The 21,511-nt window shown below is 58.4% G+C and carries 23 protein-coding genes; 21 read left to right on the forward strand and 2 right to left on the reverse strand.

Features of this window, described 5'->3' with window-relative positions:
* Window positions 1-31 precede the first annotated feature (31 nt).
* The 10 genes from ACI3K0_RS13995 (at window position 32) to ACI3K0_RS14040 (ending at window position 10,319) form a co-directional block, all read left to right on the forward strand.
* Window positions 32-1,042, forward strand: a complete 1,011-nt coding sequence (locus ACI3K0_RS13995) for an ABC transporter permease (protein ID WP_206827243.1) — start codon at window positions 32-34, stop codon at window positions 1,040-1,042.
* Window positions 1,039-1,887, forward strand: a complete 849-nt coding sequence (locus tag ACI3K0_RS14000) for an ABC transporter permease (protein ID WP_148144595.1) — start codon at window positions 1,039-1,041, stop codon at window positions 1,885-1,887. Before ACI3K0_RS13995 ends, ACI3K0_RS14000 begins: the two co-directional genes overlap by 4 nt.
* On the forward strand, window positions 1,866-3,590 hold the full coding sequence (locus ACI3K0_RS14005; protein ID WP_404945475.1) for a dipeptide ABC transporter ATP-binding protein: 1,725 nt from the start codon (window positions 1,866-1,868) through the stop codon (window positions 3,588-3,590). The genes ACI3K0_RS14000 and ACI3K0_RS14005 overlap by 22 nt, the downstream gene beginning before the upstream one ends.
* Window positions 3,587-4,675, forward strand: a complete 1,089-nt coding sequence (locus ACI3K0_RS14010) for an LLM class flavin-dependent oxidoreductase (protein WP_183685413.1) — start codon at window positions 3,587-3,589, stop codon at window positions 4,673-4,675. Before ACI3K0_RS14005 ends, ACI3K0_RS14010 begins: the two co-directional genes overlap by 4 nt.
* A gap of 152 nt (window positions 4,676-4,827) precedes the next feature.
* Complete coding sequence (locus ACI3K0_RS14015; RefSeq protein ID WP_148144592.1) at window positions 4,828-5,931, forward strand: LLM class flavin-dependent oxidoreductase; 1,104 nt, start codon at window positions 4,828-4,830, stop codon at window positions 5,929-5,931.
* A gap of 110 nt (window positions 5,932-6,041) precedes the next feature.
* A complete protein-coding gene (locus ACI3K0_RS14020; RefSeq protein WP_148144591.1) occupies window positions 6,042-7,223 on the forward strand; it encodes an acyl-CoA dehydrogenase family protein in 1,182 nt (393 codons plus the stop codon).
* A gap of 63 nt (window positions 7,224-7,286) precedes the next feature.
* The gene (gene msuE, locus ACI3K0_RS14025; protein ID WP_148144590.1) at window positions 7,287-7,847 is read left to right on the forward strand and encodes an FMN reductase; all 561 of its coding nucleotides are present in this window, start codon (window positions 7,287-7,289) and stop codon (window positions 7,845-7,847) included.
* A gap of 59 nt (window positions 7,848-7,906) precedes the next feature.
* Window positions 7,907-8,065 (forward strand): hypothetical protein, encoded by a 159-nt coding sequence (locus tag ACI3K0_RS14030; RefSeq protein WP_404945476.1) that lies wholly within the window; start codon window positions 7,907-7,909, stop codon window positions 8,063-8,065.
* On the forward strand, window positions 8,065-8,907 hold the full coding sequence (locus tag ACI3K0_RS14035) for a C-terminal binding protein (protein ID WP_404945477.1): 843 nt from the start codon (window positions 8,065-8,067) through the stop codon (window positions 8,905-8,907). Before ACI3K0_RS14030 ends, ACI3K0_RS14035 begins: the two co-directional genes overlap by 1 nt.
* 194 nt (window positions 8,908-9,101) lie before the next feature.
* Window positions 9,102-10,319: an SfnB family sulfur acquisition oxidoreductase gene (locus tag ACI3K0_RS14040; RefSeq protein WP_404945478.1), complete on the forward strand. Its 1,218-nt coding sequence runs from the start codon at window positions 9,102-9,104 to the stop codon at window positions 10,317-10,319.
* Between the two features lie 37 nt (window positions 10,320-10,356).
* Here the strand turns inward: ACI3K0_RS14040 and ACI3K0_RS14045 are convergent, their stop codons facing one another.
* A complete protein-coding gene (locus ACI3K0_RS14045) occupies window positions 10,357-10,971 on the reverse strand; it encodes an alpha/beta hydrolase (protein ID WP_183685417.1) in 615 nt (204 codons plus the stop codon).
* Between the two features lie 322 nt (window positions 10,972-11,293).
* Here ACI3K0_RS14045 and ACI3K0_RS14050 point away from each other — a divergent pair, with 322 nt between their 5' ends.
* The 3 genes from ACI3K0_RS14050 to ACI3K0_RS14060 all read left to right on the forward strand — a co-directional run bounded on the left by ACI3K0_RS14050 (window position 11,294) and on the right by ACI3K0_RS14060 (window position 12,174).
* Window positions 11,294-11,482: a hypothetical protein gene (locus ACI3K0_RS14050; protein ID WP_148144586.1), complete on the forward strand. Its 189-nt coding sequence runs from the start codon at window positions 11,294-11,296 to the stop codon at window positions 11,480-11,482.
* A gap of 77 nt (window positions 11,483-11,559) precedes the next feature.
* Window positions 11,560-11,736: a hypothetical protein gene (locus ACI3K0_RS14055; protein WP_183825147.1), complete on the forward strand. Its 177-nt coding sequence runs from the start codon at window positions 11,560-11,562 to the stop codon at window positions 11,734-11,736.
* A gap of 147 nt (window positions 11,737-11,883) precedes the next feature.
* Window positions 11,884-12,174, forward strand: a complete 291-nt coding sequence (locus ACI3K0_RS14060; RefSeq protein WP_148144585.1) for a hypothetical protein — start codon at window positions 11,884-11,886, stop codon at window positions 12,172-12,174.
* A 270-nt stretch (window positions 12,175-12,444) separates the two neighbouring features.
* Here ACI3K0_RS14060 and ACI3K0_RS14065 read toward each other — a convergent pair whose 3' ends face one another.
* On the reverse strand, window positions 12,445-13,224 hold the full coding sequence (locus ACI3K0_RS14065) for an IclR family transcriptional regulator (RefSeq protein WP_148144584.1): 780 nt from the start codon (window positions 13,222-13,224) through the stop codon (window positions 12,445-12,447).
* A gap of 563 nt (window positions 13,225-13,787) precedes the next feature.
* On the opposite strand from ACI3K0_RS14065, the gene ACI3K0_RS14070 reads away from it, so the two are divergent.
* The 8 genes from ACI3K0_RS14070 (at window position 13,788) to ACI3K0_RS14105 (ending at window position 21,366) form a co-directional block, all read left to right on the forward strand.
* Window positions 13,788-14,711, forward strand: a complete 924-nt coding sequence (locus tag ACI3K0_RS14070) for a DUF6282 family protein (RefSeq protein WP_206827239.1) — start codon at window positions 13,788-13,790, stop codon at window positions 14,709-14,711.
* Window positions 14,712-14,822: 111 nt separating this feature from the next.
* Complete coding sequence (locus ACI3K0_RS14075; protein WP_404945479.1) at window positions 14,823-16,127, forward strand: MFS transporter; 1,305 nt, start codon at window positions 14,823-14,825, stop codon at window positions 16,125-16,127.
* A gap of 107 nt (window positions 16,128-16,234) precedes the next feature.
* Window positions 16,235-16,966 carry an NAD(P)H-dependent oxidoreductase gene (locus ACI3K0_RS14080; protein WP_148144581.1) on the forward strand — a complete coding sequence of 244 codons (732 nt, stop codon included), beginning with the start codon at window positions 16,235-16,237 and terminating at the stop codon, window positions 16,964-16,966.
* A gap of 58 nt (window positions 16,967-17,024) precedes the next feature.
* The gene (bktB, locus tag ACI3K0_RS14085) at window positions 17,025-18,221 is read left to right on the forward strand and encodes a beta-ketothiolase BktB (protein WP_404945480.1); all 1,197 of its coding nucleotides are present in this window, start codon (window positions 17,025-17,027) and stop codon (window positions 18,219-18,221) included.
* Window positions 18,222-18,238: 17 nt separating this feature from the next.
* Window positions 18,239-19,000: an HpcH/HpaI aldolase/citrate lyase family protein gene (locus ACI3K0_RS14090; RefSeq protein ID WP_206827235.1), complete on the forward strand. Its 762-nt coding sequence runs from the start codon at window positions 18,239-18,241 to the stop codon at window positions 18,998-19,000.
* Window positions 19,001-19,003: 3 nt separating this feature from the next.
* Complete coding sequence (locus tag ACI3K0_RS14095) at window positions 19,004-19,912, forward strand: hypothetical protein (protein WP_206827233.1); 909 nt, start codon at window positions 19,004-19,006, stop codon at window positions 19,910-19,912.
* A gap of 141 nt (window positions 19,913-20,053) precedes the next feature.
* Window positions 20,054-20,713, forward strand: a complete 660-nt coding sequence (locus ACI3K0_RS14100; protein WP_206827231.1) for a CoA transferase subunit A — start codon at window positions 20,054-20,056, stop codon at window positions 20,711-20,713.
* The gene (locus tag ACI3K0_RS14105) at window positions 20,710-21,366 is read left to right on the forward strand and encodes a 3-oxoacid CoA-transferase subunit B (RefSeq protein WP_148144576.1); all 657 of its coding nucleotides are present in this window, start codon (window positions 20,710-20,712) and stop codon (window positions 21,364-21,366) included. The genes ACI3K0_RS14100 and ACI3K0_RS14105 overlap by 4 nt, the downstream gene beginning before the upstream one ends.
* The last annotated feature ends 145 nt before the right edge of the window (window positions 21,367-21,511 follow it).

Raw genomic sequence — 21,511 nt, forward strand, 5'->3', positions numbered from 1 at the left:
ATAAAGCAACCAACCAATGCGAGGCACCGGCATGAGCAATGCCTACCTAACCTATGCCGCAAAACGGCTCGGCCAGGCGGTCGTCGTCATCCTGCTGGCCTATGTGTTCACCTTCGTGGTCGTCAGCATTCTTCCCGGCGATCCGATCACCAGCGTTCTGCGCAACCCGCAGAACGGCTTCAGTGAAGAAGAAATCGCCGAGATCATCGCCGCACAGGGGCTGGACAAGCCGATCATCGTCCAGCTCTGGCATTCGCTGTCCGGCTTCCTGACCGGCGACCTCGGCATCTCGATGCGGTCCAACCGGCCCGTCTCGACGCTGATTGCCGAGGTCCTGCCCTCGACGCTTATTCTGGCATCGGCGGGTCTCGCCGTCGCGCTGGTCCTGGCCATGCTTGTTGCCTATGGCACCCGTTTTGTTCCCAAGCGATACGGGCAGGGCCTGCTTCGCGGGTTTCCCTCGCTGTTCCTGTCTGTACCGAATTTCGTCATCGGCCTGGTGTTGATCCACCTGTTCGGTTTCCAGCTCGGGCTGTTCCGGGTGATCAATCCGGATAGTTTCTGGGCAACCCTGTTTGCGGCAATCGCGCTCGGCATCCCGATTTCCGCACAGATCGCAGAAGTCCTCATCGCCAATCTCGATAAGGAGGCGGAGCAGGAATATGCCACCGTCGCCCGCAGCCGCGGCCTCGGTCAGGCGCGTCTCTTCGTAAGCCACCTGCTGAAGCCGGCTTCGCTCCCCGTCGTCACCGTCATCGCCCTTACGATCGGTGAACTTCTCGGCGGTTCTCTGATTACAGAAACGGTATTCGGGCGAACCGGTATCGGCAGTCTCGTACAACGATCGGTCAGCACACAGGACCTGCCCGTCCTGCAGGCCATTGTCTCGCTCGGCGCCGTGATCTTCGTTCTTGTCAATCTCGTTGCGGACCTTCTCTACCCCCTCCTCGATCCGCGCGTGAAAATTCTGGGCGGGCGGAAACGCCAGCCGACCACTGCGGACGAGACATCGATCGGCCCCACCAGAGTGGTGATGCCATGACCTTTGTCGCGAATTCCACACTTTCACGCGGAAGCCGAAGCGGCTGGGCGGAAGCGCTTCGAATGCCGCCGATTGTTGCGCTCTCCTTCTTGATCACCGCGACCATCATTGCCTGGTCAATCGCGCCGCAGCTATTCACCACATACAGTCCGGTCGTGGGTGTTCCGGCAGACAAATTGCTCGGCCCCAGTGCCGCGCACTGGTTCGGCACAGATCACCTCGGGCGCGACCTTTACGCTCGCGTTGTCTACGGCACGGCCTCCTCGGTATCGAGCGCATTGGTTGCCGTGGTGATCGGCGTTCTGGCAGGCGGACTGATCGGGCTGCTGGCAGGTTTCCTTGGCGGCTGGGTCGATGTCGTTCTGGCTCGTCTCGTCGATGTCCTGCTTTCCATCCCGAAATTCCTGCTCGCCGTCATCGTCGTCACCGCGATCGGCTTCGAGACGATCAATGCTGCAATAGCGACGGGCGTATCGGCTGTGGCGATCTTTGCACGCGTCACCCGCGCAGAGGTCATCAAGACCAGACAGGCGACATTTGTCGAGGCCGCATTCCTGTCCGGCGGTTCGCGCTGGTACATCCTCTGGCGGCATATCCTGCCGAATGCTTCGCGCTCGGTGCTGCCGCTTGCGGTGCTGCAGTTCGGCGAATCCATTCTGGTCATCGCCAGCCTTGCCTTCCTTGGATACGGCGACCCGCCGCCTGCCTCAGACTGGGGCCTGCTGATCTCGATCGGCAAGGATTACCTCAAATGGCCATGGCTCGTTTATGCGCCCGCCTTCATCACGATCGTAACCGTACTCTCAGTGAACAGGATCAGCCGATGGCTTCGCAAGACAGACTGAGCGCCGCTCTCATTCACGCAATTACGGTCGCTCCGGCGCCGCAACCCGTCACCCCTCTGCTGAGTGTGGACAATCTGTCTGTGTCCTATGGACGGCAGGATGTCGTGCACGATGTTGGGTTCGAACTCGGACGTGGCAAAAGCCTCGCCCTGATCGGCGAGTCCGGCTCCGGAAAATCGACGATTGCCCGCGCCATTCTGCGGTTGTTGCCGAGCGGTGCGACAGCCTCCGGCGCCGTTCGGTTTGGCGGAGACAACCTGCTGGCCCTTCCCGAGCGCCGTTTCCGACCACTGCGCGGACGCCAGATCGGCTTTGTCCCTCAGGATCCCGGCAATGCACTCAACCCGGTGCGTACGATCGGCGCACAGGCGATGGAAGCGGCAGAGCTGACGGACGAGCCGAATGCCTCGATCCGCAAAGCTCTCGTCCTCGAAACCTTTGCCCAGGTGGGGCTCGAAAATCCTCAACGGGTTTTCTCTTCCTACTCTCACCAGCTCTCTGGTGGCATGCTGCAACGTGTGCTGATCGGACTCGCCGTTCTGCCTCGGCCGGCGCTTCTGATTGCCGACGAGCCGACATCCGCGCTCGATGTAACCATCCAGAAGCGGATTCTCGATCTTCTCTCCCGGTTGCAGCATGATCTGAATATTAGCCTGCTGCTCATCACCCACGATCTCGCCATCGCTTCCGAAAGGACGGACAGTCTCGTCGTGCTGAAGAACGGTGTGGTGCAGGAAGCCGGAAAGACGTCCTCGGTATTTTCGTCCCCGACCTCGGCCTATGCGCGGAAATTGCATGCCGATGTACCGGCTCTCAATCCGGATCGGTACGCGAGGCTAAGGGAGACGGGCTTGCGTTTGCGCAGTGCCGACGAGGCTCCGAAGATCGAGGTCAACGCGGTAAGAAAGAGCTTTACGGTTGACGGCAGGACACTGACAGCTGTCAACGATATCTCTTTTGCCGTCGCTCCCGGTACAACTCATGCACTGGTCGGAGAGTCGGGTTCCGGCAAGACGACAACCATCCGGCTGTTGCTCGGGCTTGAAGAGCCGGACGCGGGCGAGATCTCAGTTGCTGGTGAAAGACTGTCCGGCCGCTCGCACGCATCATTGCGTGCCGTATGGCGGCACCTCCAGCTCGTCTACCAGAACCCCTTCACCTCACTCGATCCGACCTGGACCGTCGAGCATCTGGTGGGCGAACCTCTGGACCGTTTCAAAGTTGGAACACCGAAAGAGCGTGCAGAACGGGTACGCGAGGCGCTCGCCAATGTCGGCTTGGCTGAACACCTGCTTACCCGCAAGCCGGGTGCACTTTCAGGCGGGCAAAGGCAGCGTGTGGCAATCGCGAGAGCGCTTGTCCTCAAACCCGATGTGATTGTTCTCGATGAACCGACATCGGCACTCGATGTCAGTGTCCAGGCGGATATCGTCGAGGTTCTTCTGTCGCTGCAGGCCAAGCTGGGCCTCACCTATGTCTTCGTCTCGCATGACCTCGCGCTTGTCCGCCAGCTCGCCCACACTGTCTCCGTCATGCAGCGAGGCAGCATCGTCGAACATGGCAGCGTCGCGGATATTTTTGGCAATCCGCAGCATCCCTACACGGCGACCCTCCTGGAATCGATCCCGGCGGGCATTACCAATCTGGCCAACACCACCCAGCCGAAACCTCGGGAAGTCTTTAGAAAGGAACAGATCGCATGACCATCGCCGTTCCGGCCAAAAGCCTACCCGGCTCATTCCGTCCCAAGCAGCGGCTCGGTTTCAACACACGCGTGTCATTCAATGACGATGCCGGACCAGCTCAAGGACTGCGCGACGGACTGAAGCTGTTCAGACAGGCCGAGCAACTCGGTTACCAGTCGGGTTGGGCCTATCAGCGTCATTTCGATCATTACCTGTCCTCACCGCTTCCATTTTTCGCAGCCGTCGGCCAGCATACGCGGCATATCACGCTCGGATCAGCCGTCATCCCGATGCGTTATCAGGATCCCATCCTTCTCGCAGAAGCTGCCAGTACGACGGACCTTCTGATCGGCGGCCGGCTTGAGCTTGCCATCTCGACCGGGACCAATGGGGCTTTCGATGCTGTCTTCGGCACCGTCGATACCGACGCCCGCACGGAGGCCAAACGCCGCCAGGCACGTTTCCTCTCGGCTGTTTCCGGCGAAATCCTGCATACCGTCACCGAGCCGGTTCAGGGGGCATCACTGGGAGCCGAGCTACGGGTCACCCCACATAGCCCGACCCTGCGCAGCCGTATCCGGCAGGGTTCAGCCAGCCTCGGCTCAGCGATCCAGGCTGCCGAACTCGGTATCGGGCTGATTTCCGGGACCGTGCTGCACGATCAGTCCGAAGGCGAGACCTTCGGCGACTATCAGGCTCGGATCATCGAAGCCTACCGCACGACCTGGCGCAAGCTCTGGGCAACCGAGCCACCGCCGGTAGCCGTCGCCGCCTCTGTTCTTGTTGGCACAACCGCCGAGCTTCGCGAAAAATATGCCGCGTATGATCTGGATCGTCGGACCAATGGCATTGCCGCATCACGTCCCAAGGGCGCGCTCGCACCCGCCAGCCAGCCGGTCGGAGCACTCATATCTCCCGTTTTCCAGGGAACACCCGATCAGGTGATCGAATCCATCTTTAACGATCCAGGTCTCAGCGCAGCTGACGAGCTGGTCCTCTTTTTGCCACCAGCCTTCGGGCTCACCGAAAACATCCGGCTATTGAGCGACCTTGCCCAAACCGTAGCCCCGGCATTCGGCTGGTCGCCCGCCCTGCAGCACTAAGAACGGTCAGGGTCGCGGTAACACCGTCTAAAGCATCATCAACCGCAGAGAATATTTTCTACATACTCCATAGAAAAAGAACGACCTGTCTTCCTCATCCATCTGCCGCTGCTTAACCTTTGCGCATCGGCTGCCAAACTTAAGGAGCTCACATGACCGCGGAATTTATCAGCGTAAGCTTTCCCAATGCGTCGAATGATCTGCACCCCATTCCCGACGCCCCTGTGGATCCACGGTTCCTCGAACGCTACTCTCGTTCGCTGGATGATTACGGCTTCAACTATACGCTGATCCCCTATTCCTCGTCGTCATTCGATCCCTTCACGCTGGGCGCAACGGTGCTGGCACATACCAAGCACATCAAGATCATCGTGGCGCTGCGGCCAAACACTGTCTACCCGACCGTTGCGGCAAAATCGCTCGCTACGCTCGACCAGCTGAGCGGCGGTCGCGTCGTCGTCCACTTCATCGCCGGCGGCAGCGATGAGGAGCAGGCGCGCGAGGGTGACTTCCTCAACAAGGAAGAGCGCTACGAGCGGCAGGAAGAGTATATCCGCATCCTGCGCCTCGCCTGGACATCGAAGGAACCCTTCGATTTCGACGGGAAATATTACCAGTTCAAGCAGTTTCGCAGTGCCGTGCGCCCGACCAACGGGCTGATCCCGATCTCGCTGGGCGGTTCGTCCGACGCGGCTTATCGCATCGGCGGCTCCCTCTGCGATATCTTCGGCCTTTGGGGCGAACCGCTTGCCGAAACAAAACAGCAGATCGAACGGATCTATGCGGAAGCGGCAAAGGCCGGCCGGACAGATCGCCCGCGCATCTGGGTCACCTTCCGTCCCATCGTCGCCGAAACCGACGAACTTGCGTGGCAAAAGGCGCACAGGGTTCTCGACCAGTTGAACGAGAACCGCCAGAAGGGTCTTCATCGTGCTCCGGTAAACGCTCCGCCGCCGGCCAATGTCGGCTCGCAGCGACTACTGGAAATCGCCAAGCGTGGCGACGTGCATGACCGCGCCCTCTGGTATCCGACAGTCACCGCGACCAATGCCAGCGGCGCGACCACGGCACTCGTCGGTTCACCACGTACGATCGCGGACTCGATCCTCGATTATATCGATCTCGGCGCCGATCTGATCTCGATCCGCGGCTACGACAATTACAACGATGCCGTCGATTACGGACGCTACGTGCTTCCACTCGTGCGCGAAGGCATTCGCGAGCGGGAAGAGGCCAAGCGCAAGACGGCCGCGTAAACCTGGAAGGTCCGGCACCTTGCCGGATCTTCACCCACTTCAGGTAAAACAGCGAACTCAATCGCTTCTTCGGGGAGATATTCCCTGCAATCCGGAAAGCCCAGAGCTGCATGTCCTATGATCCAACTCTCCTAGATGCAACGGCACGCATCCTTGCAGAAGCCGCACCCGATGCGGATCAGACCGGCCAGTTCCCATGGGTCGGTATCCGTGCCGTTCATGAGGCGGGTTTGCTGGAAAGCACCGTGGCCAGCCGTTATGGCGGTGAAGGATCAACGCTGAGTGATGCCGCGCATATTCTGGCAGCACTTGGTCGTGGCGATCCTTCGGTGGCACTGATCAGTGCCATGACGATCTTTAACCATCTCGGCCAGGCGACAAAGAGCCATTGGCCGGATGGCCTCTATAGGCAACTGCTGGAAGAGGCCAAACAACGCCCCTTGCTGCTTAACGCGGCTCGCGTGGAGCCTGAACTCGGTTCGCCCGCACGCGGCGGCCTGCCTGCAACGATCGCGCGCCGCACGGCAAACGGATGGTCGATCTCTGGCCGAAAACGTTTCGTGACGGGTGCCCATGGCCTGACGCATTTTCTCGTCTGGGCACATACGGACGAAGTGCCGGCGCGCGTCGGAACCTTCGTCGTGCCAAACGGCCTTCCGGGTATTGAGGTCATCGAGAACTGGAAAAGCCTCGGCATGCGAGCGACCGGGTCCCATGACGTCGCATACACGGATGTTGAAATTCCGACAGAAAACGCGCTGGACCTGGTTGATCCTTCTATCGCCCAACAGGATAACCGAGCTCATGCTGCGATCAATCTGGCATTGACTGCTATCTATCTCGGCGCAGCCGAAGCGGCCCAAGCTGTCTTCATCCAGTTCGCGCATGAACGCATACCGGCCAACCTCGGCCATCCCATCGCTCGGACAGAGCGGTTTGTTACGCTCTCAGGGGAAATTGATCTGGCCATTTCAGGCGCCCGCCAGATCATATTCGGCACGCTGGATCACAATAGTGACGACGCGGAGGCACTGATAAGGGCAAGACTACTTGCCGGCCGGCAGATCCGGGACGCTGTCGAGATTGCGGTACGCGGCATCGGCAATCCGGGCCTGAGCTCGGACCTGGGCCTTGAACGTCATTTCCGGGATATCCAATCCGTACTGGTCCACGCGCCGCAGGAGGATACTACCGTCTCCATCCTTGGACGCGCCGCTTTCGATAAGTGGAAAAGAAGCAATGCCGGCCGGTCCGACGATGTGACCAATGTTGCGATCCTCAAGACCGCCTGAGCAAGCGAGAGAAACCTCACTGACGGCTAACAGCCTGTGACCGCATTTCTGAAAGGGATTTGAATGAGTAACAATCTTATTGTCGGCTTCTCGGGCAACATCTCGCGCCCTTCAGGTACGCGACGCTTCGTGGAGAATGTGACGGAAGCGTTGGCGGCGCAAGCCGGTTTTCAGCACGTGGTCTTCGATGTTGAGGACCTCGGCCCATCGCTGGCGACCGCCAGATCGGTCACGGATCTAGATCCAGCCGCCCGCAAGGTGATCAGGACGATTATCGAGGCAGAAGCCCTCGTCATCGGTTCGCCGACCTATAAGGGAAGTTACACCGGTCTCTTCAAGCATGTGATCGACCTGCTGGATCCTTCCGACCTGCGCGGCAAGCCGATCGTTCTAACCGCTACCGGTGGCGGGGACCGGCACTCGCTTGTGGTCGAACATCAGTTGCGACCGCTCTTTGCCTTCTTCGAAGCCTTTGTCACACCGACTGCAATCTACGCTTCGGGCCGTGATTTCGTCGAAGGTGCTCCCTCACCGGCCATCCTCGGTCGCGTGAACCAGGCGCTTGCCGAAGCGTCTTTGCTGATCAGCGCTCGTTCGATCTCTGCGGCGATTGCAGCCGAATAGGCCGCGGGTTCGCTGGCCTCGGATCCGGAAGATAAGCCAGCGGCATAGGGACAGACGGGATGACAGCCAAAAAATATGTGGTCGGGATTACCGATCACATGATCGGCCGGCCCGATCTCGAAGCGGAAGTGCTTGGTGATGACGTCGAATCGACTTCTTCGCCAGCACGGACGAGACGTCGTTTGACCCCGGTCGTCTGGCCAGGCTTGATGCGCTGATGGTATGGGGCGCGCGGCTTGGACCCAAGACCATAAACCACCTGACCCGCTGCAAGGGCGTAGTTCGTTACGGCGTCGGTTACGAAAAGATCGATCTTGCGGCCCTTGCCGCTGCTGGCATCCCCTTTGCCAATAATCCCGACTATGGGACAGAGGAAGTTGCCGATCATGCGCTTGCGATGATCCTTTCCCTGCATCGGCGTCTCTGGGAACATGACGAACGCGCCCGAGGATATAGTTCCGGTTGGCAAATCCACAGTTTGAAGCCGCTTTCCCGCTCGAACCGTGCTACGGTCGGGGTCATTGGCGTCGGCAGAATCGGAACGGCAGTCATCAACAGATTGAAGCCTTTCGGATTTCGCATGCTTGGTTACGATCCCGGCCAGCCACCCGGGCACGAGAAAGCCATCGGTTATCAACGGGCCGAGCGACTGGATGACGTTTTCGCCCAGTCGGATATCGTCACCCTTCATTGCCCGGCAACAGCGCAGACACGCGGCATTCTGAACGCTGAAGGCCTCGCCCGGTTGAAACACGGCACGATTGTCGTCAACACTGCGCGAGGGGAATTGATCGAAGATCTCGATGCGCTTGAAGCAGCGCTTCGGAGCGGGCAGGTCGCAGCGGCAGCAATCGACACGTTACTGCGTGAACCGCCGGGAAATCACCCTCTGTTGGAAGCATGGCGCAACCGTGAGGATTGGCTCGCAGGCCGCCTGGTCATCACGCCGCACAATGCATTTTACTCCGATCACGCAGCCATAGAGATGCGCACGAATGCAGCAAAAACGGTAAAGCTGTTGTTCGATGAGGGCAGGCTTCGCAACAGAGTGACGGAGTGACCTCGCCGGAGCGGGGTTCGCAAAACTCAGCGCGGCTTCGTACAAGTGACCGCAAGAAGGTTTGCATGACTGATAAACTTCCTGGTGCAGTACTGAGAGAAAAAAACGCTCCGCTAGTCGCGTTATTTAATGCTTTGTTCCTTCTATCGCGATGAGGACCATGGCTGAATATCGCCCTTGTGCAGGAGGGTGCGATGAGCAAGGTCATCAACTTGGCAGGAACGCTCAGGGCCGTTTCCCCTTATATAAGAACTGAAGATGAAGCGATTGAGGTTGCAAAAGCCCTAGCGAATGAAATTCGCAGCGGCGCCAGCCGTCGTGACCGGCAACGTATCCTACCCCATCACGAACTGGAGCGTGTCGCTCAATCCGGCATTCTGGGCATCACGGTTCCGGCTGAATATGGCGGAGCCGATATCTCGAACCCGTTTCTGGCCGAAGTGCTGGCGATCCTGTCCGAGGCGGACAGTTCCATCGGGCAGATCCCCCAGAGCCATTTCCAAATCCTTGAGATACTCCGCCTTGCCGGTACAGAAGAGCAGAAGCGGTATTTCTTCATCAGGGCATTGGCAGGCGATCACTTTGCCAACGCCCTTGCCGAAAGAAATACCGAGGCGGCAGGACTGATAACCACCCGCCTCGTGCCGGATGGGATCGGTTATCGTATTTCCGGCCAGAAATATTACTCCACCGGCGCCTTGTTTGCCGACTGGATTGCCGTCTTCGCGCAGGACGATCGTGAGCATCTTGTCATGGCGATAGTCCCTCGCGACACCGAGGGGCTGACTATCATCGATGATTGGGCAGGCTTCGGCCAAAGGACGACGGCAAGTGGCTCCGTGATCATCGACAACATGTATGTATCGGCAGATTCCGTTATCGCTCACGACAGGGCTCTCGAACAACCGGCAACGCTGGGATCGCTTGGCCAGTTGCTGCACGCAGCCGTCGATCTCGGCATTGCCCGTGCGGCCTTTGCCGACATGATCGATTTCGTCCAGACCAGATCACGGGGCAATCGAAATCTCGACATCGAAAGCACGAGCACCGACCCTCTGGCGATCGCAAAAACGGGATCGATCGCCGTCAAGATCGAAGCGGCGGAAGCAATGATCGAGCGCGCTGGCCGAAAAGTGGACGTAGCCCAGGTATCTCCGTCTGCATCCGCAGCCTCGGATGCCTCTCTGGCCGTGGCAACTGCCAAAATCCTGACGACCGAAGCCGCGCTCGAGGCCGCCAACGCGCTTTTCGAGCTTGCAGGAACGTCCGCGACAGGCGAGGATTTCAATCTCGATCGCCACTGGCGAAATGCACGAACCCACACGGTTCATGATCCGGTACGCTGGAAATATCACGCCATCGGCGACTTTCACCTCAATGGCAGGCTTCCCAGGCCGAACGGCCAATTCTGAACAGGCGATCGCCGGATGCTGAAAGCAGGCATGCCGATTATCTATAGCTTCGGCCTAAAGCCTCGACGAGCTGTCCAGATGGCGACGCGGTGGGGGATGCCCACTGCTCCGTCAATAGAGAACGCCGCACCAGCCGCTCAAAGAATTCATATCCTTCAGGCCAGCGCCCAAAACCGCTTGCAACATTGATGTGGCCGGAAAACCCGATCGTCACCAGATCGCTTCCCCAGGCTTTCACATGACGTTCCAACTGCGGGACGCTCATGTAGGGATCGTTGAGGCTACCGACAACGAGACTTGGAAAGGGAAGATGCTCGAGCGGTTCGGCACCAAATTCAATCATACAGGGATGCATCTGCATGGTTGTTTCCAGCGAACAAGGAGCGACCAGTAGCGCGCCACGGATAAGGCCTGCCCCACGGCGGCTGGCATAGCTTGCTGCAAGGAGGCAACCGAGACTGTGTGCAACGAGAAAGGCGCCATCGGTGTTCGACAGCGCCTCATCGAGCTTCGCCTGCCAATGCGCAAGAACCGGACAGGTCCAGTTCTCTTGTTCCACGACCGACGCGGATACTTGCTCGCGTACCCAGTGTCGCTGCCAATGCTCATCGGAAGAGCCATTCAAACCCGGAATGACAAGCGTCTGGATCATAACCGCCTCATTACGTTTCTAACGCTTGTAGAAGATAGGCGGGCGGTCACGTTGCGTCGGCGAAAGCTCATCCAAAATCTACCAGAAAGATAGATTAATTTGCCTCGTTGCGCGCAACATGATCCGGTAATTTACAGAAATCGAATACAGAACGAATGGAAGTCGGACATGAAAAACTTCATCACTGCAGGCCAAGCCAAAACCAGCCAGTTTGTGGGTTCGTCCGTTTCCCGATGCCACCTTCACTCGCGAATGCAGATGTGTATTGCGCCCATTACGGCCGAGAACATTGAGGAAAGATTGCGAGATTGGAGTGAAGGACATGCAGAAGCAAGTCGTTGAGCATGGTGGGTTGCCGGTCGGTATAGCTATTCCGGATAGCGGGAAGCTGCGTTTTATAGCTGTGAAGTTTCATGTCATCGATCTCGATGATCAGCGTTTTGCAACGCTTGGCGAACTGAGGGCCGCGATCAGCGACCATCTCAGATCCTCAAGGCCGATTGCTGCCTGACGACGACAGACCAAGTGCCAAACTTGGTCGTCGGCGTCACGCCCGCGCTCGACAAACTCGTTTTCCCAGAGAGATCCATGAAAGACATTCTGAAAGTAACCGGCAACCGGACATTGACGGTTGGTGCAGCCCTCATCGTTGCAAGCTTGGTCTTGCGCAATTTCGACACCGGAATACCCAGCTGCCTTGTCGCTGTCAGCCTGGCAGCTGGTCTCGTCTCGGTTATTTTTGCTGCTGGCCGGATGAGCGATTAGTACGCCTGGCACATCCGTTCATCTGAGCTCTCGCACGACGTGAACGGCGACGCGTTTAGCCTTCCGAGCTTGAGGCGACAATGCAACAACCTTGCTCAGCTATGGATAGGCTGGCGGTAACCTGGAGGTAGACGGGAAAAGAGGTTCGTGAACGATCTTGACGAACCCACCTCCCCGACCCACATCCCCGGCGATCAGGACAAGATGCATAGCATGACAACATTTCTAGAAAAGACGTTCGGCCCGACCGAACTTGCCATTGTTGAGGCTGCTTTCAGCGAATGGGTTGATCAAGCAAAAGTTGAAAAACAAAGTCCTGAGGCAGAGTTGGCAGCGGCGATCGTCATCAACCTGTTTCGCGAGGGAAACGACACCATTCCCGCAATGCGAAAAGCAATTTCCGCTCATCGTGGCTTGATCGACCTGCGTTGCTCTTAAATAGCTCAGCGGATTTGGCTGCGGGGAGATACAGCTCTCTCTTACGGTTTGCCGGAATTTGAACGCTATGCGCCGACAGGTCGTCTCATGCTTAAATTTTGGCGGAGATATGATCCGTACCGGCGAAACAGCATCGCTCGCTTGTTGTGAGCGGGCACGCCATCCTTGAGAAAGCACCGGGCTTGGACCGCCTTGAATTGTTCACCCGTGGGTGTTCGCGAAATCATGACCACCCGGCTTCACATCGGTTATGCCGGGCCAGGCAGTCTGTTACCCCGAATACCCCAGAAGCCGCGAAATTCGCACGGCGGTGCTCTTCGTCTTTTCGATATGTTCTTCTGATGGAACCTCGCCGAGGAACTGGATCATGTCGACGATGCCCACAGCGCCACAGACCATGCCTGCTGCGTTGAATATCGGGCTGGCGAGCGTGTTCAAACCGAGAGCGGCCTGATTGGGCGCGACAGCCCAGCCCTGCCGCCGGATGATTTCGTATTCTTGCGCCAGCACGGTCGGCGAAACGATTGTCTCAGGGGTGAAAAGCTCAAGCCGGTTTCGTAATACACGCGCCTGAAAAGCCTGCGAGGAAAAGGCAGTTGCGACTTTGCCCTGAGCAGACCCGTGAAATGACAGGATCGATCCGACCCGAACCCCGATTTCAATCGAAGCCCGCCCAGGAACGGTCGCAATGACAAGCATGCCTTCCGGCGTCAGTTGGGATGCGACAGCAGAGTGGCCCAGCGCATCCCGAAGATCGAGAAGCGGATCGTTGGAGGCACGAATAAGACCCATATTGTCGAAAACGGATTGGCCGAGAGATAGCAGCTTGGAGCCTAATTCATATCGTTCGGAATCATCCTGCTGAAATACATATCCCTGCTGAACAAGCGTCTGGAGATGGCGGTGGATACGGCTTTTGCTTGTCCCTAGCGTATTGGCGAGGCTGGTCACACCTACACCCTTGGGAGTGCGGACGACCTGCTCGATAATATTCATCGTAAGGATGACGGACTGGAGGCCATCTGAATTTTTGTCTTCAGTATCAGTCATCTGCCGTTACACCTTTAAAACTCATCCAAACGTCCATAAAATAATCGGAGCCGCTTTGTGCTTCCGAAGCATGCTAAATCCAGGCATCCGAGATTTCTGGTCGAGTCTGAAACAATAGCAGCCTGCCATTTTTCCATTCCGGAACGCTCTGCTGGAGCGTCTTTCAGAAAATTCATTCCCTCCCAAGACGCCGCAAAACACTCGTGCGCAATTTCGTCCACGGGCGTAACCGCTCATTCGCGAACATAAACTGGTAAGAACAAAGTTCTGAGAAATCAAGGTATTTGGCTTTCCGCTTGCGAAACAGCAAGCCTTCTATCGGCGTTTAAATCCCAGAAATATTGACCGCCGCGTCCGTTTGACGCGCAAGCCGTCCCCAATCAACCGCTTGACGAATGATCGCGGAAAGCAAATAAATCAGAACACCGTTTCTTTCAGCGGAACAAAAGAATGCGGTGCCGTGATTGATGGAATGGCATCCCTCTTCTGGAGGTCCGTCTTGGAATAACGGAAATCGAGCTGGTGACGTGAAGATGCCGCCAGAGGAGAATGGAGGAATATAAATGGCTGAAATTGCCTCAAGGACCTCGGAACTTGACGCCCGTGTCGATGAGATATTGCGCGGGGGCGTCGACCCGCATGTTCACAGCGGCCCATCGATCGCAGCTCGGGCTGTCGATCATCTGGAACTGGCCAGACAACTCTCGGATGCGGGCTTCATTGCGGCCGTCACCAAGGATCACGACTACTCCGGCGTCGTGCCAACGGAGATGATCCGCAAGCATCACCCCGAACTTTCGACAAAGGTTTATTCAGGCATCGTACTGAATAACGTGGTGGGTGGCTTCAATCCTTATGCGGTCGAGCACACCGCTGCCATGGGCGGGAAAATTGTCTGGTTGCCGACACTTGCCGCCGAAAACCATCTTAAATGGGAAAAATCATCGGGCTGGGTTCATCCTGCATCGACGCAGAAAATCCGCCCAGCGACCGCGGTTCCGCTTTTCGACAGCGACGGCAAGCTTCTCGAACCAGTGCTTGATGTTCTCGATGTCGTTGCAGCAACTGGCATGGCCTTAGCCAGCGGCCACATCCACGTCTCAGAGACAAAGGTGATATTCGCGGAGGCTATAAAGCGGGGCGTAGAACACCTCATATTCACTCATCCGGAAGACATCGTCGGTGCGTCCCTGGAAGACGCCCGCGAACTCGCCGGAATGGGGGCCTATGTAGAGCATTCGCTCGCCTTCTTCCTGAACGGTTCGAAGTTCCAGACGCGCAAGGAAGAAGAGCTTAAGGCTCATATCGATATCGTTGGCGTAGATCGGACAATCTTGTGTTCTGATCTCGGACAAGTCGGCACATTCACACCGATTGAAGGTTTCCGAAATGGCGTTCTCGCCTGCATCAAGCTTGGCTACTCCGACAGCCAGATCCACGAAATGGTGGCGACCAATGCGGCGAATGTCCTCGGCCTCACCGGCTGACCATTTGATACTTGCTATCAAGCCAAAAGGTTGGCCTGAAAGCGTATTTCAAAATTATTAGCGCTGTCTGCTTCGGACCGGGAATCCGAAGCAGCTTTTCTGGAGGAAAAAATGTTACAATGGTATCATGAGCTTAACAGCAAAGAACGAAAGACGTTCTATGCTTGCTTTGCCGGGTGGGCGACCGATGCGCTCGACACACAGCTCTTCAGCTTTCTTATTCCGACACTTGTTGCGTTCTGGTCGATTACCAATGCCGAAGCCGGCTGGCTCGGCACATCCGCTTTGATCTCCTCTTCAGTCGGTGGTTGGGTCGCCGGCATTCTTTGTGATCGCATCGGTCGCGTGAAGGTCATGAAGATCGCCATCGCATGGTTCACCGTATTTACCATCGCAAGCGGCTTTGCCGATTCCTATGAGCACCTTCTGATTGCCCGCATTCTCTCCGGCCTCGGCTTCGGTGGCGAATGGGCCGCAGGCGCAGTTCTCATGGGTGAAGTCATTCGCCCTGCCTATCGCGGCAAGGCCGTCGGTAGCGTTCAGAGCGCCTATGCACTCGGATACGGATTTGCGGCCATCCTGTCTTCGGTGCTCTTCGCCACGATCGAACCGTCCGAGGCCTGGCGCTGGATGTTCTGGATCGGCGCACTTCCTGCCGTCTGGGTTTTCTGGGCACTGCGCGGCGTGGAGGAACCGGAAGTCTTCCTCAAAGCCAAGAAGGAACAGCACGCCCGTGGCGAACGTGTCAATCCGCTGGTCATCTTCGCACCACGTTACCTGAAGACGACGATCCTGTGCTCGCTGCTTGCTCTGGGGGTACAGGGCGGCGCATTCTCGATCGTCATGTGGCTGCCGTCGTTCCTCAAGAGCAACTATCACCTCACCTCGGTCGAAGTCGGTTACTATGTCTTCGTACTGACCTTCGGATCGTTCGTCGGCTATATCGTCGCTGCTTATCTCTGCGATTCCATCGGCCGCCGGCTCAGCTTCTTCGTCTTCACCATCCTGAACTGGATCATCATTCCGGTGTTCCTGTTCGTGCCGGAAATGGGTGCGGTGTCGCTGCTGCTCATCTTCCTGCTCGGCTTCTCGCTGCTCGGTATCTACAGTGCGCTTGGCCCTTATTTCACCGAGTTGTTCCCCAGTCTCATCCGTGCGAACGGGCAGGCTTTCAGCTACAATTTCGGCAGAGCCGTGGGTGCCTTCTACCCGGCCATCGTCGGCATGCTGGCATCCGCTGAACTGCTGCCCTTGCACAGCGCAATGGGTGTGACGGCAATGTCCGCTTACGTCTTCGTGTTGCTAGCCGTCGCAATCCTGCCGGAGACCAACGGCCGGGATCTGACCACGACGGATGGAAAAGTCGATGCGACGCCCGTCGCGCCGAGCGGACAGCCAAACGAAGCCAACCCTTAACAATACCGTCAAACGCAATCTGAAATTCCCAACGGCCTCAGGCCGTTGGGGGTCGGTAGTGCGCGACACCCGGAATCTCAACATCTCAGCTGAAATGCGTGACCACCATGACAATTCAGAATCGAAACATCCTGATCGTTACCGCTCACCCTGAACAACGGTCCTTCAATCATGCGTTGACCGAAAGCGCCGCCGCTGCGCTGCGTTCCGCCGGACATGATGTCGTGGTTTCGGATCTTTATGCCGAAAATTTCGGCGCCTCCTCCGGACCTGGCGATTTCACCGCCCGTGCGGATGCCGATCACCTGCACTATCAGAACGAACAGACCAATGCGGTTCGCACCAAATCCTTCGCGCCCGACATAGCACGCGAACAGGCCAAGCTTGCTGCCGCCGATGTCGTCATCTTTCAATTCCCGCTCTGGTGGGGAGGGCCGCCCGCCATCCTAAAGGGCTGGCTCGACCGGGTTCTGGCCTATGGCTTCGCCTATGTGGACGGTTATCGATTTGACACCGGCCTCTTTCGCGGCAGGCATGCGATCCTGTCGGTGACCACAGGCGGAACACCCGCCCGTTTCAGCGACGATGGCGTTTATGGACCGATTGAACAACTCCTGCGCCCGATTAAGCGCGGTGCGCTGGAATATATGGGCTTCGAAGTCGCGCCATCCTTCGTTTGCTACGGCGCACCACGCATGAGCGAGGAGGATCGCCAGACCCATCTGTCGCTCTGGGCGAAACAGGTGCTCGAGATCGCCAGGCTTCCCACGGACAAATCGCTTTATCCCGCCGACCCGCTGTCTCTGGTTGAGGACGGAGCATGGGCGAGAGGCCGATGACGTCGGCAAGGATACATTTGGAACGAGCCTGCCTCGTCACCTCTGATTGGAGTTAAAAATGGAACAGGACATATTCATTCTCGATGGGGCCCGTACCGCGATCGGTACGTTCGGGGGGGCATTGAGCACCTTTACACCGGCGGAACTCGGCGTGATTGCCGCAAAATCAGCGATTGAACGCTCGGGTGTTGCCGCTGCCGATCTCGACAATGCCGTCGCCGGCAATGTCATTCCGAACTCGCCTCGCGATCTTTACCTCGGGCGCGTGATCGGCATGGAAAGCGGCTTGCCTGCCTCTGCACCGGGCCTCACGCTTAACCGGCTCTGCGGCTCCGGCGCCCAGGCAATCGCAACGGCAGCTTCGATGATCCGGGCCGGCGAAAGCAGGCTCTCGCTCGCCGTAGGCTCCGAAGTCATGAGCCGTGCCCCCTATTCGATCGACAGCCTGCGCAAGGGCCAGAAGATGGGGGATGCCGGGCTGACCGATTGGTTGCTCGGATCGCTTACCGATCCGTTTGGCTGTGGGGGAATGGGCATCACGGCGGAAAACATTGCTGCCAAATACGATATCGGCCGCAGCGAGCAGGATGTCTTCGCACTCGACAGCCAGCAGAAGGCAGTGCGCGCGATCGCCGGGCAGCGGTTCGCGTCTCAGATCGTTCCGGTCACGGTCAAGACCCGGAAAGGGGAGCAGATCGTCACGCAAGACGAGCATCCCCGCGCGGATACGACGCTCGAAGGCCTTTCATCTCTGCGACCGACCTTTCGCAAGGACGGTACGGTGACTGCCGGTAATGCGAGCGGCATCAATGATGGTGCTGCAGCCGTCGTGCTGGCAAGCGGCGCAGAAGTTGCTGCCCGAAATCTTCGTCCGCGTGGAAAATTGCTCTCGTGGGCCGTTGCCGGCGTTCCGCCGGAAATCATGGGTATCGGCCCGGCTCATGCCGTTCCGCTGGCGCTGCAGCGCGCGGGCCTCGATCTCGCGCAGATCGACGTGATCGAATCAAACGAGGCATTCGCCGCGCAGGCGATTGCCGTGAACCGGCTGCTCGGTCTGCCTCTCGAAAAGGTCAATCCGAATGGCGGTGCAATCGCGCTCGGGCATCCGCTGGGCGCGACCGGCGTCATCCTGACGGTCAAGGCTCTTTATGAACTGGAGCGCATCGGCGGCCGCTACGGTCTCGTCACCATGTGCATCGGCGGTGGGCAGGGGATCGCTCTTGTTATCGAGAATTGCCTGGCCAATCGCGCGTAGACTTCAAGGAGGAAAAAATGACTTCGAATTTGCGAACACGGATCCACGCAGGTGAGCTGCTTGTCGGGTCATTCATCAAGACGCCTTCCCCGCATGTGATAGAAATCCTTGGTCATGCGAAACTGGATTTTGCGGTGATCGACCAGGAACATGCGCCGATCGGCATCGCCCAGGTGGACATGCTGGCACTTGCCGGCAAGGCGATCGGCCTGCCGCTCCTGTCCCGTCGCTGGGGTGCCTCGGTCGACTGGATCTCTCCGCTGCTCGACCTCGGACTTGCCGGAGTGATGGTGCCGCACGTGCTGAATGCCGAAGGTGCCCGTGCCGTCTGCGATGCAGTGCGTTTCTCTCGTGGGAAACGTGGCCTTTCGCCATCACCACGGGCCGGCAATTACGGTGGCATCGGCATCGCCGACTATCGTGTCAAATGCGACGCGGAGAGTGTCGTTATGGTGCAGATCGAGGACAAGTCGGCGCTCGATCATCTCGATGAGATCGCCGGCGAGCCGGATGTCGATCTACTGTTCATCGGGCCGGCAGACCTCTCGCAATCGATGGGGGTCAGTTATCCCTCGCCGGAACTGGATGCCGCCATCGACCAGATCATCGCAGCCGGCAAGAAGGCGGGCATCGCAATCGGCCTGTTCGTCGGCGATCCCGCCCATATCGCCAAATGGCACGCCCTTGGCGTGACCGTCTTCGTCTGCGGCTCCGATCAGGCGCTTCTGCGCAAATCCGCCACCCAGATGATGATCACAGCAAAAACCGAGAAGGAGTGAAACATGTACAACGACAAGGATCCGCGCGCAGATCTCTTCGCCGCGGCGGCAAAGCCGCCGGCAACGGGTTTGGTTGCAGAAGAGCAACTGGTGACCTTCTATGATACGCCACCGCAGGATGAGCATAATGGAAGCCGCACCTGGTATGTCAGGGGTTGTAATTTCGTCCTCGCTTATTCCGAAACGAAGGACGGGGCGACCCTGGAGCGCAAGGGACAAGCTGACGAATACGTTCTTTATCTTGCCAATCCGGCCGACAGGGCGATCGTCGAGTGGGGTGGTCAGAAGGTCGAGGTTGCGGGTTATTCCGTCACCTTCATACCGCCGGGCGACAGCCGGATCGTCCTGCCGTCTGGCGGCAAGCTCGCACGGCTTTTCACCACGGCCTCGAAGGATCTGGTCAAGGCATGCCCCAATGCCGACGCTTACGATGTGCCGCGCCAGCACATCCCCGCATTCGAGCCCTGGCCGGAACCCGTGGGTGGGTGGAAAGTACGCCAGTATTCGCTGAACGTTCCCGATGAGCCGGGTCGTTTCGGGCGAATCTTCCGCTGCACGACATTCATGGTGAATGCGCTTCCGTCGCAGGTCGGACCGCGCGATCCGGCAAAGATGTCGCCGCATCATCACGACGATTTCGAACAGTGCTCGCTGGCATTGGGCGGGAGCTTTACCCACTACCTGCGCTGGGCCTGGACGACCGATATGGCCGACTGGCGCGAGGACAAGGCGATTGATGTCGGCTCGCCATCGGTGCTCGTCATCCCGCCTCCGGTCATTCACACGACGCGGGCCAGCAGCGACGGCAACAACGATCTGGTCGATATCTTCTGCCCGCCGCGCGTGGACTTTTCGCTTAAGCCCGGCTGGGTTTTGAACGATGCCGACTATCCAATGCCGGGCACCCGGTAATCCAGCGGGAGAGGGCCAGGCTGGCAGCAGTCGGCCCTCTCCTGGAATGTGCCTGTTCGAAAGTGCGCAAGGCGCTGCCTCGGGCGGGCGTTCCAGCACGGCTGCAAAGCTTCAGCTCTTTAGAAATCAAAGGTCTCAAAAATGTACAAGGTGAATACCGCCGAGGAAGCCGTGCGACGGATACCAGATGGAGTCGTCCTGATGATCGGTGGCTTCGTCGGCATCGGGACGCCTCAGGATCTTGTCGATGAACTGGTGCGTCAGGGAAAGAAGGATCTGACGCTCATCGCCAACGATACAGCGCGCCCGAATGTGGGCGTTGGCAAGCTGATCGACGCCGGGCTGGTGAAAAAGGCCATCGTCAGCCACATCGGCACCAATCCGGTCACGCAGAAGCAGATGATCGGCGGAGCGATAGAGGTCGAACTGGTTCCGCAGGGCACGCTCGCCGAGCGGGTACGCGCCGGAGGTTCCGGGCTTGGCGGCGTGTTGACGCCAACCGGTGTCGGCACGGATGCGGCGATCGGCAAGGAAACGATCGAAATCAACGGTATCCCCTATCTGTTGGAAACGGCGCTCAAGGCTGACTTCGCCTTGATCAAGGCACGCAGCGCGGATTACTCCGGGAACCTCCGCTATTCGCTGACATCGCGTAATTTCAATCCGCTGATGGCCATGGCTGCTGAAATCGTTATCGCGGAGCCGGACGAAATCGTGCCGGTTGGTTGCATCGAGCCCGATGCCGTCGTCACGCCGCATGTTCTTGTTGACTTGCTGATTGCGAAGGGAGCCACGATATGAACGACAAAGAGATCATCGCGAGGCGGGTTGCTCAGGAACTCAAGGCCGGCACACTTGTCAATCTCGGGATCGGCTTGCCCACCATGGTCGCATCCTACCTGCCTGCCGGGCTCGACGTTTCGTTCCAGTCGGAAAACGGCATTATCGGCATGAGCGCCTTGCCTGATCCGGGTCTTGCCGGAAGCAATCTCACGGATGCCGGAGGGACACCTGCAGGCGCGTTGCCGGGAGCCTGTGCCTTCGACAGCGCCATGTCGTTCGCACTGGTTCGCGGCGGCCATCTCGATGTCACTGTGCTGGGGGGGCTTCAGGTCGACGAAGAAGGACACCTTGCCAACTGGATGGTGCCCGGCAAGATCGTGCCGGGCATGGGCGGCGCAATGGATCTCGTATCCGGCGCCAAGCGCGTCATCGTTGCGATGACGCATACCGCCAAGGGCGAACCCAAGATCCTGAAGAGATGCACCTTGCCGCTGACATCCGTTCGCCGCGTTGACCTGATTGTCACGGAGATGGGCGTCATCCAGCCAACAGAAGAAGGCCTCGTGCTTCTCGAGACAGCGCCGGGCGTGACAGTCGAACAAATTGTCGCCGCGTCGGAAGCCAAACTGTTAATGCCGAAGGTTCCAGGCGTGATGGGCATCGCAGCCTGAACTATCGGTTCGCGGGAGCGGTGTATCCTCCTCCGTCGCCGCTCCCGCTTCATTCCGCCTCATCCCGAGGCATCATCATGTCCCGGCGTCAGCTTTCCTCTTTCGCCAACGCTACGCCACACCAATCAAGGGCGGCATGCCCACC

It is taken from the genome of Rhizobium sp. ZW T2_16, assembly GCF_044987325.1.
Taxonomy (GTDB): domain Bacteria; phylum Pseudomonadota; class Alphaproteobacteria; order Rhizobiales; family Rhizobiaceae; genus Neorhizobium; species Neorhizobium cellulosilyticum.